General features: G+C 65.0%; 8 protein-coding genes. 3 read left to right on the forward strand and 5 right to left on the reverse strand.

The features are described 5' to 3' along the window. Positions 1-87 precede the first annotated feature (87 nt). Positions 88-5,016, reverse strand: coding sequence for an alpha-2-macroglobulin (locus OXH74_RS05230; RefSeq protein ID WP_375740348.1), 4,929 nt, complete (start codon positions 5,014-5,016; stop codon positions 88-90). 119 nt (positions 5,017-5,135) lie between these two features. On the opposite strand from OXH74_RS05230, the gene OXH74_RS05235 reads away from it, so the two are divergent. Both OXH74_RS05235 and OXH74_RS05240 read left to right on the forward strand, forming a co-directional pair. Beyond that, positions 5,136-6,482: an MATE family efflux transporter gene (locus tag OXH74_RS05235; RefSeq protein WP_375740349.1), complete on the forward strand. Its 1,347-nt coding sequence runs from the start codon at positions 5,136-5,138 to the stop codon at positions 6,480-6,482. Between the two features lie 51 nt (positions 6,483-6,533). Continuing rightward, positions 6,534-6,989, forward strand: coding sequence for a DUF2214 family protein (locus tag OXH74_RS05240; RefSeq protein WP_375740350.1), 456 nt, complete (start codon positions 6,534-6,536; stop codon positions 6,987-6,989). Between the two features lie 73 nt (positions 6,990-7,062). Here the strand turns inward: OXH74_RS05240 and speA are convergent, their stop codons facing one another. From speA to OXH74_RS05260, 4 genes are all read right to left on the reverse strand, one after another. Beyond that, positions 7,063-8,976 carry an arginine decarboxylase gene (speA, locus tag OXH74_RS05245; RefSeq protein WP_215371323.1) on the reverse strand — a complete coding sequence of 638 codons (1,914 nt, stop codon included), beginning with the start codon at positions 8,974-8,976 and terminating at the stop codon, positions 7,063-7,065. Positions 8,977-9,108: 132 nt separating this feature from the next. Further along, complete coding sequence (locus tag OXH74_RS05250; protein ID WP_215371325.1) at positions 9,109-9,480, reverse strand: translation initiation factor Sui1; 372 nt, start codon at positions 9,478-9,480, stop codon at positions 9,109-9,111. A gap of 365 nt (positions 9,481-9,845) precedes the next feature. Next, complete coding sequence (locus tag OXH74_RS05255; RefSeq protein WP_375740351.1) at positions 9,846-10,373, reverse strand: NUDIX hydrolase; 528 nt, start codon at positions 10,371-10,373, stop codon at positions 9,846-9,848. Beyond that, positions 10,373-11,443: a DUF2333 family protein gene (locus OXH74_RS05260; protein WP_375740352.1), complete on the reverse strand. Its 1,071-nt coding sequence runs from the start codon at positions 11,441-11,443 to the stop codon at positions 10,373-10,375. The genes OXH74_RS05255 and OXH74_RS05260 overlap by 1 nt, the downstream gene beginning before the upstream one ends. 278 nt (positions 11,444-11,721) lie before the next feature. Between OXH74_RS05260 and OXH74_RS05265 the strand changes: the two genes are divergently transcribed. After that, positions 11,722-13,338, forward strand: coding sequence for a diguanylate cyclase (locus tag OXH74_RS05265; protein WP_375740353.1), 1,617 nt, complete (start codon positions 11,722-11,724; stop codon positions 13,336-13,338). The last annotated feature ends 289 nt before the right edge of the window (positions 13,339-13,627 follow it).

Genomic DNA, 13,627 nt, shown 5'->3' on the forward strand with positions numbered 1-13,627 from the left:
GCGGGGGCCTAGTCCCCCGCCCTCTCCCCACCCCACTCCATTTAGGGGAGAGGCGGAGGGCGGGCACCACGTAACAACGCTAGTCCCCTACTTTCCCTTCACCACTAAATCACCCGGCGTTTCGCCGATTGCCTGCCAGTTCGGCCGGTACATCGACTCCACCTGCGGCGGCGGCACGCGATAGCGGCCGGGCGTCACGGCACGGGCAAGGTACAGCAGATGAGTGGTGCCGTAGTCACCGACGTCCAGCGCCGCCACGTAGCGGTCGTCGCGGAACTCCTGGTGCTTGATGGCGGCGTTCTGCATCGACTTCTGCCACTCTTTCACCGCGCTGCTGGCGTTGTCCAGGCTGGCGGCGCTCTGGGCGAGGTTCTGGTTCTCTAGCTCCAGGCCGGCGGGCAGTAGATCCACCACCAGGGCATCGGGAACGCGTTGCTTGGCCTCGATGGCCAGGTGCACCAGCACCAGCTCGCCGCTTTCCAAACCGCCCAGGTTCAGGCGCTGGCCATCCAGGCCGAGGTATTCGCGACGGATGTTCAGGTTTTCACCACTGGCCGTCGGGGCCGCCAGCGGATAGCCGGACAAGGTCAGTTGCTGGTACAGCGGCTCGCTGCCGCTGGAAGCGATGCTCAACGGCTCACTGAGCAGGGCACCTTCCAGTTTGAGGCCGGGCTGCAGGTTGCTCAGCTCGCGCTGCTGCTCACCCACAGTCAGGTTCGCCAGCCAGTTCGGCTCAGGCTTGACCAGGTATCCGCGACCGGCGAGGTAGAGCGCATTGCGCTCCTGAGTCGAAAGCCAGCGTTCTCCCGCCACCAGATCGGCCAAGTCGAACAGTCTTTGCTCGCGGGCACCGGCAGCCAGGTCGTGCTCCTCCAGGAGGGCGAGAATCAGCGCCTGGTCGCGCAGCGGGCTGCCGTAGTCGGCCAGCCAGTCACGGCTCTGGCGCTGCTGGGTCAGGCCCAGTTGCAAGGCCTGCTCGGCGCGTGGGGAGTCGCCCATCAGCCTGAAGGCCACCGCCAGTTGCACCAGGGGTAGCCCCGAGCGGGCGTCGGCGCGGCGCTCCCACAGGCTGCGCAAGGCGCCCAGCGGGGCCTGCTGGCTGCGGGCCAACACGTAGCCGGCGTAGGCCTGCACCGCAAAGCGGGTGTGGTCGGCGTTCTGGCTGTAGCTGATCTCGATCAGGCTGCGCTCCTGCAGGTATCGCAGCAGGCGCTCGCTGGTCTTCTTCAGTGCCTCGGGCGGTACCGCGAAGCCCTGCTCGCGAGCGCGCAGGAGGAAGTCCGTGACGTAGGCGGTCAGCCAGTATTCCTCCTCACCCTCGGCGCCCCAGAGACCGAAGCTGCCGTTGTAGCGCTGCATGCTCAGCAGGCGCTCGATACCCAGCTCGATGGCCTTGCGCCGCTGTTCGTCCGGTTCACTTTCCAGCCCCAGGCGCTTGAGCGAGGCGGCATCGGCATAGAGCGACGGGTACAGGCCGCTGGTGGTCTGCTCGGCGCAGCCGTAGGGGTAAGCCTTGAGTGCGCGAATCTGTTCGCCCAGATTCAGCGGCGGGCGGCTGGAGAGCTGCAGCAATGCCTCGCGGCCATCCGGCTCGAAGGCATCCAGGCTCCCAACTGGCAGATTCCACGTATCGCCCTTGAGCACGGCACGGAACTGCTTGAGCTGGGCTGGATAAGCCGGGCGCATGCCGAGGGTCCATTCGCGGCTGAAGGGCGGCAGGTTCTCGCCGGGCAGTTCAAGGCCATTCACCGTCACCTTGAGCTTGCCCTGCCCGTAGCCGCCGATGGCGCGTACCGGAATGTGCAGGGTGGTGCGCTGGCCCTCGGCAAGCTGGATCGGCGCCGCCTGGCCGCCCGCACTTTGCCCAAGGTCCAGCTGGCCTTCGATACTCAGGTTCACGTCCAGGCGCTGTGGCCTGCCAGAGAGGTTGGTCAGGTCCAGTGCCAGGGTGGTCAGGTCACCGCCGGCGAGGAAGCGTGGTGCGGCTATCTCCGCCACCAGCGGCGCGGCGACCACCGTCTTGGCTTCGGCCATGCCGTAGCGCTCGTCGGTCCAGGCCTGGGCCATCAGGCGCAGCTCGCCATTGAAGTCGGGAATATCCAGGCTTACCTGGCCCCGCCCCTGTTCATCCAGTGTCACCGGGGCGCTTTGCAGGGCGACGATGGTGACGCTGGTCTGCGGCCGCTTGCCGCCACCGGCCAACGCTGCATCACCACCGAAGGCCAGGGAGGCCAAGCGGCCCTGCCCAGCTTCGATCAACTGGCCGTAGACGTCGAGCTGGTCGGCACCGTAGGCCTTGCGGCCGAACAACGCGGCGAATGGATCGGGCGTCGCGTAGCGGGTGATGTTGAGGATGCCCACATCCACCGCCGCCACCAGCACGCGCACCTGCTTGGGAATACTGCCGTCGGCGTTCTTCGCCTGCACCTGCACGCTGAGTGGTTGCTTGGGCCGCATCTTCTCCGGCGCGGTGAGGGTCAGCGCCAGCTTGCGCGGAGCACGCTCCAGCGGCAGGTGCAGCAGACCCACGGCACGCTTGGGCGTGACGCTGGCCTTACGCTCGCCGGGGCGGACCACCAGGGCGCTGACATACAGGTCATGCCGCGCCCAATCCTTGGCCAGCGGGATGTCGAAGGTCCTGCCTTCGACGGGCACGTCGATCGGCTGCCACCAGAGCGGCCCATCGGAAGATTCCACCAGCAGGTAGCCGCTGCCCGGCGCCGGTGGAGTGATGGTGACCTTGGCCATGTCACCCGCGGCATAGGCCGGTTTGTCCAGCGCCAGCTTGACCTGGTCCGGGCGTACCGCGCCGCCTTCGGCGTTGTCCTGCCAGCGGTAGCCGGCCCAGAAGCGCAGGCTACTGGTGATGCCAGTCTGCGAGTCTTCCACCTCCAGGCGATACGGGCCCCACTCCACCGGGAAGCTCACCTTGGCGGTGCCGCCGGCGGCGACCGAGACACTCTCTTCGGCGAGGTTCAGGTACTTCTCGTTGAAGTGGTAGGTCCAGCCATCGCTCTCGGAGTAGTTCCAGTAATAGTCGCGGCGCTCGCGCACCAGGCGCACCTTGAGGTCGTCGGCGGCCAGCTTGTTGCCGGCCGGGTCGGCCACCAGCAGTTCGAACTCGGCGACGCTGTCGGCATCGGTTTCCTCGCCCTCGAACAACGCACGCAGCCCCGGCAATCGCCCGGCCGGCCACACCGGCTGCACCAGCCGGCGGGTGATGGGGCGACCACCGGACTCTTGCAAGCTGGCCTGAAGAATGAGTTGCAGCGGCGACTTGGCATCGCCCCAGCGAGTCTCGATGTCCAGCTGGGTCTTGCCATTGGCATCGAGGGTGGTTTCGTCCAGCTCGATGTCCTGGCTCAGTTCACCCTCGGTCACGGAGCCGAACTGATAGCCGGGCAGCGCCTTCACCGCCTCGCGCAGCGGGCGCACGTAAAGCTGCCCGGTCAGACGGTTGCCGGAAGCTGGCGCGCCATAGAGGTAGCGCCCCTCGATGGCGAATCGGGCGTTGTCAGTGGGGGTGAAAGGTTGGTCGCTGCCCTTGAGGTCCAGCGCCAGGCGCTCGGGAAGGAAGTCCTCCACGAGGAACTCATAGAGCTGCGGCGTGCCGTCACCCAGGTCGAAGAGCAGCTGCCAGCGCCCGGTAGGGGCTTCGCCAGACAGTTGCAATTGGTATTGGTAGAGCCCGCCCTCCCCGGCTTCCCAGACGAAGCGGCGGCTGACCTGCTCGTCTGGGCGGCGCACTTCCACGGTAACCGGCTGGCCCTTCACCTCACGACCATCGGCGTCGCGCAGCAGGGCATTGAGCAGCACGGACTCGCCGGGGCGGTAGAGGTCGCGTGGGCCGAAGACGAAAAATTGCAGGGCATGGCTGGCCGGTCCGGCGATGTCGAACTCAGCCAGATCCAGCGCCGGGGCGGAGAGGCGCAGCAGGCTGGTCTGCTCACCCTGGCGGGCGATCAGTACTTCTGCCTTGGTCGACAGTGGCAATTGGGCATGCCCCTTGGCGTCGGTCTTGCCCTCGGCCAGCACGCGCCCGTCGCCATTCAGCAATTCCAGGGTGATATCGCCTTGGGCGGCGCCGCCCTCCAGGGCTTGGGCGAACACGTCCAGACGGTCGCGATAGCGGTGCGCGGAGAGGCCGATGTCGCTGAGGGTAAAGAGGGTCGCGGGGTTCGAATAGTTGTAGTTGCCGGCCGCCTTCATCACCGCCAGGTAGACACCCGGCTGCTTCATGGGCTCCAGCTCGGCAATGGGGAGCAGCAGGGTTTCGCGCGTATTACGCGCGGGGTTGAGGTCGAAGCGGCCGGTGTAGACCAGGTCGGCCAGCTTAAGCAGCTCGCGAGACTGCCAGATGTCGAGACTGCCGCGCTTGCCCCAGCGGGCAAGGAAGGCTGGTAGCGCCTCGGCCTTGACCCGAAAGAAGTCGACATCGACCTTGTCGACGTTCAGCGCAATCACCGGCAGGCCTTCGGCCAGGCGCGTCGGCAGCAGCGAACCGCGACTGGCGAAACCGACCGTGGCCTGTAGGTCGCGGGTTTCCAGGCGGGTGACGTGCTCCTCGGCGAGCAGCGCGTCATTCACCGCGCGCAGGCCCGGGTCGATGGTCAGCACCAGCTTGCGCTTGGGCTCCAGATGACGCAGGCGCAGCTCCATCAGGTTGTCGGAGAGCTCCCAGGCGCCATCCACCTTACCAATCGTGGTGTCCACCAGGTGCAAGCGGTCGGCGAATTTCTGCTCGGGGTCCAGCGGTACCGAGAAGGTCACCGACAGGGCACTGGCCCCGTCGAGCTGCACTTCGGAAACGTCAATGATCTTGAGCTCGCGGCCGGCATAACGCTTGGCCAGCGTGGCGGTATCGAGCACCGGACGCGCGGCCTGTTGCTCAGCCTGTTGCTCGGCCTGTTGCTCGGCAACGGCCGGAGCCTTACTCACCGGCTGCTCGGGGGTGGAGGAATCGCAGGCGCTGAGCAGGCTCAGCACCACGGCCAGAAGTGGTCCTTTCTTCCGCATGGCAGACTCTCGAATAGAGTGCATTCAAGCCGCGAACTATAGACCAGCGCGTCGCACTGTGGCGTGCGGATAGCACCCTGCCGAGCCCGCTATACTGCGCAGCCGTTCTGGAGCCTTGCATGAATTCGTTCCTCGATGCCTGGCGGCACAAGCCAACCCATCGCAGGGTGTGGTCGATGGCCGCCCCCATGATCCTTTCCAACATTTCCGTGCCGCTGGTGGCCCTGGTGGACAGCGCGGTGATCGGCCACCTGCCGCATGCCCATCAGCTGGGTGCAGCGGCAGTTGGCGGCAGCCTTTATACGCTGCTGGTCTGGGCCATGGGTTTCCTGCGCATGGGCTCCACCGGCTTCGCCGCCCAGGCCGCGGGCCGGGAAGATGGCGGCGCGCTGCGCCAGGTGTTGCTGCAAGGGCTGTTATTGGCCTTCGGCCTGGCGCTGGTGCTCGGTGTAATGGCGGTTCCCTTCACCGGCCTTGCGCTCGGGCTGATGCAGCCGTCTGTCGAGTTGGATGCGCTGGCCCGCGAGTATTTCCACACCCGGCTGTTCGGTCTGCCGGCCGCGCTGGCGAGCTATGCGCTGGTGGGCTGGTTCCTCGGTACGCAGAACGCCCGTGCGCCACTGGCGATCCTTTTGACCACCAACCTGATCAACCTGGTGCTCGACCTCTGGTTCGTGCTTGGGCTCGACTGGGGCGTGGCCGGCGCCGCGCGTGCCTCGGTGGTCGCTGAATGGTCTGGAGCCCTGCTCGGCTTGGCGCTGACCCGCAGGGCCCTACGCCGGCATCCCGGCCACCTCGACCCGACCAGGCTGATGCGCTGGCATAATTGGCGGCCTCTGCTGGCGGTGAATCGCGACATCTTCATCCGCACCCTGGCGCTGGAGTTGGTGTTCTTTCTGATCACGGTGCAGGGCACCCGTCTGGGCGATGCCACCGTGGCCGCCAATGCTCTGCTGCTCAACGGCCTGCTGCTCACCGCCCACGCCCTGGACGGTCTGGCACATGCGGTGGAGGCGCTGTGCGGTCATGCCATCGGCGCGCGCGATCGCCTTACCCTGCGCCGTTCCCTGATCGTCGCTGGGGCCTGGTCACTGCTGGCAAGCCTGTGCTTTGCCCTGTTCTTCATGGTCGGCGGCGGGCTGTTCATCGATTTGCAAAGCGATATCCCGGCGGTGCGCGACGTAGCGCACCGCTTCCTGCCCTACCTTGCAGTGCTGCCGATGGTGGCCGTCTGGAGCTACCTGCTCGATGGCCTGTTCATCGGCGCCACCCGCGCCCGAGAAATGCGTAACGCCATGCTGATTGCCGTGCTGCTGAGCCTGCCTGTCGGCTGGGCACTGCAGCCCTTGGGCAATCACGGCCTGTGGCTGGCCTTTCTGTGCTTTATGCTGATACGCGGCCTCAGCCTCGGCGCCATGGGTTGGCGACTGGGCAAGCGCGATGCCTGGTTCGGCGCGGTATGCTGACCCGGATGGAGAATGAGAAGAATCAGTCCGTGACGACCACAAGGAGATCCCATGGCCCAAGCGATTGCCGCGTACCTGCACTACCTTTCGATATTCGTGCTGTTCTCGCTGCTTACCCTGGAACACGTGCTGTTCCGGCAACCTCTTGATCTGGACCGGGCTCGCCGCCTGGTGCGGGTCGACATCTTCTACGGCATCAGCGCGGGCGTGGTACTGGCCACGGGCCTCGCGCGGGTCTTCTGGTATGGCAAGGGGCTGGACTACTACCTTAACAACAGCCTGTTCCACGCCAAGGTCGGGCTGTTCGTGCTGATCGGGTTGCTATCGAGCCTGCCGACCTTCGTTTTTCTCAACTGGCGCAACCCGCTGAAAGCCGGCCAGGTACCCGAGATCAGCGCGCGCATGGCGAAACTGGTGATCATGACCATCCGCTTGGAGCTGCTGCTGGCGCTGGTCCTGCCGTTGCTGGCGGCGCTGATGGCGCGGGGGTATGGGGTGATCGGGTGAGCTTGAGCACCCCGTCACCACCGACAGCAAAAGACCCGGCGCATGGCCGGGTTCCTTCACCCAATGCCCCGGCTCAGGACGACAGGTACGAAGACCGCGTCAGACCGAGGCGCAGGGCATCGACGAACTGGGTGCGCTCGCGCGGGCTCAGCTTGGCGCTGGAGACCTTGTCGCGGTAATGCGCCATCAGCTCCTCCGGCGATAGATGCACGTAGCGCAGCATGTCTTCGATGGTGTCGTGGGTCTCGATGCCGGCGTGGTACACGCTGCCATCTTCGCGCTGGTAGACGTTCACCGAGTCGGTGTCGCCGAACAGGTTGTGCATGTCGCCAAGGATTTCCTGGTAGGCGCCCACCAGGAACACGCCCAACAGGTAGTCCTCGCCCTCGCGCACTTCGTGGACCGGCAGGCTGGTCTCGATGCTCTGCTCGTCGACGTACTGCTTGATCTTGCCGTCGGAATCGCAGGTCAGGTCCTGCAGTACGGCGCGGCGCAGCGGCTCTTCGTCCAGGCGATGGAGCGGTAGTATCGGCAGCACCTGGCCGATGGCCCAGGTGTCCGGCAGGCTCTGGAACACCGAGAAGTTGCAGATGTACTTCTCTGCCAGCTTGTCGTTCAACTCATCGAGCACCTGGCGGTGAGAACGCTGGCGTGCCTTGAGTTGGTTGTGCAGGCGGCGGCAGATGGCGAAATAGGTCTGCTCGGCCAGGGCCTTCTCAGCGAGGGTCAGCTTGCCTTCAGCGTACTGCGCAGCGGCATCGCTCATGTAGTGGGTGGCGCGCCAGTAGGTCTCGGTGACCATTTCAGCATCCGTCGGGCCCAGCAGTTCGGCCAGCCAGCGGACGATCTCTGGCTGCTCTTCAAGATTGGCGAACTTAGGCACTTCATCGTTGTGGCGCTCGACATCGGTCACCTGCATTACCAGCACCGCGTGGTGCGCAGTCATGGCCCGACCGCTCTCGGAGAAGATGTGCGGGTGCGGCAGGCCCTGCGCGTCGCAGAACTCCTTGAGCATGCCCACTACGACGCCGGCATAGTCGTCCATGTCGTAGTTGATCGAACTGGCGTTGCGCGAGTGGGTGCCGTCGTAGTCCACGCCCAGGCCGCCGCCGACGTCGATGTGATCCACCGGCAGGCCAAGGCTGCGCAGCTCTGCGTAGTAGCGGATGGCTTCCTTGAAGCCGTGCTGGTAGTCCGCCAGGTTGGCGATCTGCGAGCCCATGTGGAAGTGCAGCAGGCGCACACCCTGATCCAGACCTGCCTTGCGGAAGCGCTCGACCACCGAGAGGATCTGCGCGGCGGAGAGGCCGAACTTGGATTTCTCGCCACCGGTGTCGGCCCACTTTGACGACGCCAGGGACGACAGGCGCACGCGCAGACCGACCTGCGGCGCGACCTTGAGTTCGGCGGCAACGTCGATGACGAATTCGACCTCGGCCTCCTTCTCGATGACGATGAAGACGTTGTGGCCGAGCTTCTGGCCCATCAGCGCCAGGCGGATGAATTCGCGGTCCTTGTAGCCGTTGCAGACGATGGTGCCGCCTTTCGGCGCCAGCGCCAGCACCGCCAGCAGCTCCGGCTTGGAGCCGGCCTCAAGGCCAATCGAGACGTTCTGGGTGGCGATGATGTTCTCCACCACCGCTTCCTGCTGGTTGACCTTGATCGGGTAGAGGGCGGTGTAGCGGCTCTGGTATTCCAGGCGCTCGATGTTGGCGTCGAAGGCGCCGGTCAACTGGCGCACGCGCTCCTGCAGAATGTCTGGAAATCGCACCAGCAGCGGCAGGCTGAGACCGGCCTCACGCAGGGCGTCGACCTGCTCGAAGAGGTCGATCGGCGCGCTGCCCGGGCCGCGCGGGCGCACTTCGACGCGCCCCGCCTGGTTGATCCCGAAAAAGCCAGCACCCCAGTGGCGAATGCCGTAGACACTGCGGCTGTCGGCTACGGTCCAGCTGCTGCCATCGTCCTTGCGCGTGCGTCGTGCAGACATCGGTTTCCCCCTGTGGGATAGAAAAGGGCCAGGCCCGCCGGATCTGGCCGGGCGGGCATGAGCAAGTTAATTCGGTCGTATGACGTTGGAGTGTTGACCGCACTGGTAGCGGTCAGTTTAGAAAGCCGTGGCTCAGCCGCCGGATTTCTTGGCCTTGAAGCCGCGCTTGGCGAGCTCTTCGAGCAGCAGGTCCACGTGGTCGCCCTGGATCTCGATCACGCCGTCCTTCAATGCTCCACCGGTACCACAGCGACGCTTGAGTGCGCTGGCCAGCTCCTTCAGGGCGTCTTCGGCCAGCGGCACGCCGCTGACGCTGGTGACGGTCTTGCCACCCCGCCCCTTGGTTTCCCGGCGTACGCGGGCAATGCCATCGCCAGCAGGCACGACTGCTTGCTTGCAGATACAGGCATCTATGGGCTGGCGGCATTCCGGGCAGTGCCGGCCGCTGTCTGTGGAGTACACCAGGCCGCTGAGGGCGGCAAAGGACGAAGCTTTCTTGACCACCGGCTTTCCTCGTAGGGGTCAGGATAGCGACTGGCCGGCAGGAGCCGACCGCGAAGCCCCACTCTGGCAGGGGCAGCGCAACCTGGCCGGGAAGCCAGGGTTGAAAGGCGGCGAAATTTAGCAGCAATCGCGGCAAATGCTAAGTACGAAAATGCGCCATTGATCGACAAAATGGCGACCCTGTGCAGCATTCCGCACGAAATCGCCGGGAATCCTGCACAAAGCCGCGCCCGGCGTGGGTTTGGCGGGATCATTGACCGATGAAAACAGCCCCGAACTGTAGGAGCGCGCTTGCTCGCGAAGGGCTTGCCTCCGTATTCGCCAGCAAGAGCTCGGCGTCCCTCTGACTCTCTACAGGGATGCCACTATGAGCACGAAGCCAGGTACAGCTTCAGCGCCTTGAGCGAATCCGGGCAGCAAGGCTGCTGCAGCTGCGCCTGATCGACCGTCATGAAGCGTGCTTCCAGCACTTCCTCCGGCTGCAGCCGCAACGGCGCGTCGGAAACCGCAGAGAACACTGCGCCCCATAGGCGGTTGCCCGGTTCGTCGAAGAAGAAGCGGCCATGCTCACTCAGGGGCACACCGGCAATGCCGAGCTCCTCTTCCAGCTCACGGGCAGCCGATTCGGCATAGTCCTCGCCTTCCTGCACCATGCCGCCGGCGGCCACATCCCAGTAACCCGGATAGAGCGCCTTGCTCAGGGTGCGCCGGTGCACGCAGAGTTCGCCGCGGCTGTTGAACAGGAGGATGAAGGTGCCACGGGAAATCAGCCCGCGCTCGCGCAACTCGGCACGTGGCAGGCCGCCGAGAGAGCGGTCCTGCTCGTCGACCCAGGCCACCTGCTCCGCGTCTGAGGCAGCCCGGTGGGCCGCCTCGCGGTCGTCCATCGCCATCAGCCCTGCTCCAGCAGCTGACGCAGGTCGATGACAGCTGCGTTGGCACGGGAGATGTAGTTGGCCATCACCAGCGAATGGTTGGCGAGGATGCCGTAGCCACTGCCGTTGAGCACCATCGGGCTCCACAGCGGTTCCTGGGCGGCTTCCAGCTCACGAATGATCTGGCGGACGCTGATGGTCGCGTTCTTCTTCGCCAGCACATCGGCGAAGTCGACCTCGATCGCACGCAGGATATGCGACAGCGCCCAGGCCTGGCCGCGTGCTTCGTAGAAGACGTTGTCGATCTGCAGCCAGGGCGTCTCGACGATCTCCTCGCTCACCGCCGGCACCTGACCCTCGGTGACAGGAGCGCCACCGGTGACGTCAGTGTTCAGGCGCACGCGACCAACGCTGGCGGACAGGCGCTGGGACAGCGAGCCCAGGCGGGTGGCGACATCGCCCAGCCAGTTGTTGAGGTTGTCGGCGCGGGTATAGAACTGCGCATTAGGCTGGCTCGGATCGGAAAGTCGGGCCAGGTAGCGATCCAGCGAGCGGATGCCGTCCTTGTACTCGGCCTCGGCAGCCGGCAGGGCCCAGCTCTTGTTGTCGAAGTTGAAGCGCGGCTCGGCCTTGGCCAGGTCCGGATCTTCGGTGGACTGCGACTGGGAACGGGCGAAGTCCTTGCGCAGGGCGCGGGACAGGTCACGCACCTGCACCAGCACGCCGTACTCCCAGCTCGGCATGTTGTCCAGCCAGAGGCCGGGCGGCGCCAGGTCGTTGGAGAGGTAGCCGCCGCTCTTGTCGAGCAGGGTCTGGGCCACGGTCTTCAGGGTCTCAACCGTGGTGTAGCCACTGACCATCTGGCGCTGGGCACGCTCAGCAGCGGCCTGGGCATTCTGCTGCACGGGGATCAGGTCGGGCTCCTGGCTCCAGTACCAACCCACCACCAGGGCCCCGATCAGGTAAAGCCCCAGCAGGCTGCCAAGGGCGCGGCTGACCCACAGGCCACCGAAGTAGCTGCGAGCATCATCCACCGAGTCATCGACGCGTTCGCGCGCCTCGCCCATCCGCTTCTTCCAGTCCAGCATGGCAGTGTCCTTCAATAATCATTCAGCACGGAAAGATAAGACCACAATCGCCGGCGCAGGTTGTGATCGAGCACAGCACTATAAGGGAAGCGCGAGCGCTGCGCAGTGGCTCAAAGCCAAACCATAGGCCGGTCGGGTGACAGGGCCAAGTCCCAAGGCGGTGGGTTGTCGCATTGGAATTATTCAGCGTCGCAGGCACTGGCGTCGTCGACCCCAGGTGATAGCATGAGGCCATCATTCGATCGCTATCGAAGCGACGCCTAAAAAGAAGCCAGGCCATGACCGAGCACGACGATCCCAGCCGCGACCGCCTCAAGCATCATTTCGCCCAACGCGTCATCCATCAGGCGCGGCATGTGCTGGAGATCTGGCAACGTCTGCAGCGCAGCGAGTGGAGCAGCGCCTGCATGACCGAGCTGGCCGAGGCCAGCCTCAACCTGCAGCGCCATGCCGAACGCTTCGAGCAGGCCGAACACGTCCGGCTGGCGTTGGCTATCGGCAACTGCCTCAAGGGGATCGAAGCGAACCGGAGTCGACTCTCCAGCGACCTGATTACCGAGCTCAGCCTGCTGATCCAGCGTCTTTCACGCACGGGCCTGCGACAGGGCGACCATTTCGAGCAGACCTTCCTTCCCCCGCTGCGCAAACCCATCTACCTGGCGCTCCAGGACCAGGAACGCGCGGAACGCCTGATCCAGCAGCTGGAATTCTTCGGCCTCAGCGCGCAGCTCTGCGACAGTGCCAACGCCTTTCGCTCAGCCATGTCCGAACGCCATCCGGCCGCGATCGTCCTGGAAGTGGATTTCGCCGGCTCCGGCACCGGGCTGACCTTGGCCCGAGAAGCACAGCAGGGCTTGGGGCAGAAACTGCCGATCATCTTCTTCTGTGAGAAGGAAACCGACGCCTCGGCGCGCTTGGCGGCCGTGCGTGCCGGCGGCCAAGAGTTCTTCACTGGTACGCTGGACGCCTCGATCCTGCTGGAAAAGCTCGAAGCGCTGACCCGTACCGTCCATTACGAACCGTACAAGGTACTGGTCGTCGACGACTCCCTGGCCCAGGCGAGCCACACCGAGATGCTGCTGAACGCCTCGAGCATTGTCACCCGGGCGATCACCGAACCGGTACGGGCCTTGGCTGAGTTGGCCGAATTCCAGCCGGACCTGATCATCCTCGACATGTACATGCCGGACTGCCAGGGGCCTGAGCTGGCCAAGGTGATCCGCCAGCATGAGCGCTACGTCAGCGTGCCGATCATTTACCTGTCAGCCGAAGACGACCTGGACAAGCAACTCGGCGCTATGAGCGAAGCCGGCGATGACTTCCTCACCAAGCCGATCAAGCCGCGCCACCTGGTCGCCACGGTGCGCAACCGCGCCGCTCGGGCGCGGAGCCTGAAAGCCCGCATGGTCCGCGACAGCCTCACCGGGCTGTTCAACCACACCCACACGCTGCAGTTGCTGGAAGACGCCGCCTCACGCGCGCGCCGCGACGGCAAGCCGCTCAGCTTCGCCATGCTCGACATCGACCATTTCAAGAGGGTCAACGATACCTTTGGCCACCCCGTGGGCGACCGGGTGATCAAGAGCCTGGCACTGTTTCTCAAGCAAAGACTGCGCAAGACCGACCATATCGGCCGCTACGGCGGAGAAGAGTTCGCCGTGATCCTGCCGGATACCGACCTTGCAGCGGCGCACCAGGTGCTGGAGGATATCCGCCGGCGCTTCGCTGAAATCCGCTACCCGGCACAACCCATCGATCTCTCCTGCACCTTCAGCTGCGGGATCGCCGAACTGCGCGAAGACACCGACATCAACAACCTGTCGAAACTGGCGGACGAAGCGCTGTACCGGGCCAAGCATAGTGGCCGCAATCGCATAGCCCTCCATCAGGACTGATGAAGAAGGGCGGCCTGCCCCATCCATCAAGCGCGTCTGCTCTTCCTATCACGGGCGATGGCGCTGGTTTCTGCAGCGCCAGACCAGGTAGCGCGTCACAGGACTGTCATTAAACAGCAATATCATTTGGCCATCCCTCAGTTGCTTGTCGAGTCCAGGATGCGCCTGAAGTTGCTCACCAATCTCATCACCCTGCTGCTGGTCACGGTGTGTCTCGCCCTCGGCGCCACCCTGTGGTGGTCGCAGCGTGCCCTTGAGCGCCCTTACCAGTTGATGGAGCAGTACCTCG

This window comes from Metapseudomonas boanensis (genome assembly GCF_042232855.1).
Classification (GTDB): Bacteria; Pseudomonadota; Gammaproteobacteria; order Pseudomonadales; family Pseudomonadaceae; genus Metapseudomonas; species Metapseudomonas boanensis.

Bases quoted from the DNA above. Each gene is read 5' to 3' on its own strand.
- OXH74_RS05255 (WP_375740351.1), bottom strand. From the start codon at position 10,373: ATGGCGATGGACGACCGCGAGGCGGCCCACCGGGCTGCCTCAGACGCG.
- OXH74_RS05260 (WP_375740352.1), bottom strand. From the start codon at position 11,443: ATGCTGGACTGGAAGAAGCGGATGGGCGAGGCGCGCGAACGCGTCGAT.
- OXH74_RS05235 (WP_375740349.1), top strand. From the start codon at position 5,136: ATGAATTCGTTCCTCGATGCCTGGCGGCACAAGCCAACCCATCGCAGG.
- OXH74_RS05240 (WP_375740350.1), top strand. From the start codon at position 6,534: ATGGCCCAAGCGATTGCCGCGTACCTGCACTACCTTTCGATATTCGTG.
- speA (WP_215371323.1), bottom strand. From the start codon at position 8,976: ATGTCTGCACGACGCACGCGCAAGGACGATGGCAGCAGCTGGACCGTA.
- OXH74_RS05265 (WP_375740353.1), top strand. From the start codon at position 11,722: ATGACCGAGCACGACGATCCCAGCCGCGACCGCCTCAAGCATCATTTC.
- OXH74_RS05230 (WP_375740348.1), bottom strand. From the start codon at position 5,016: ATGCGGAAGAAAGGACCACTTCTGGCCGTGGTGCTGAGCCTGCTCAGC.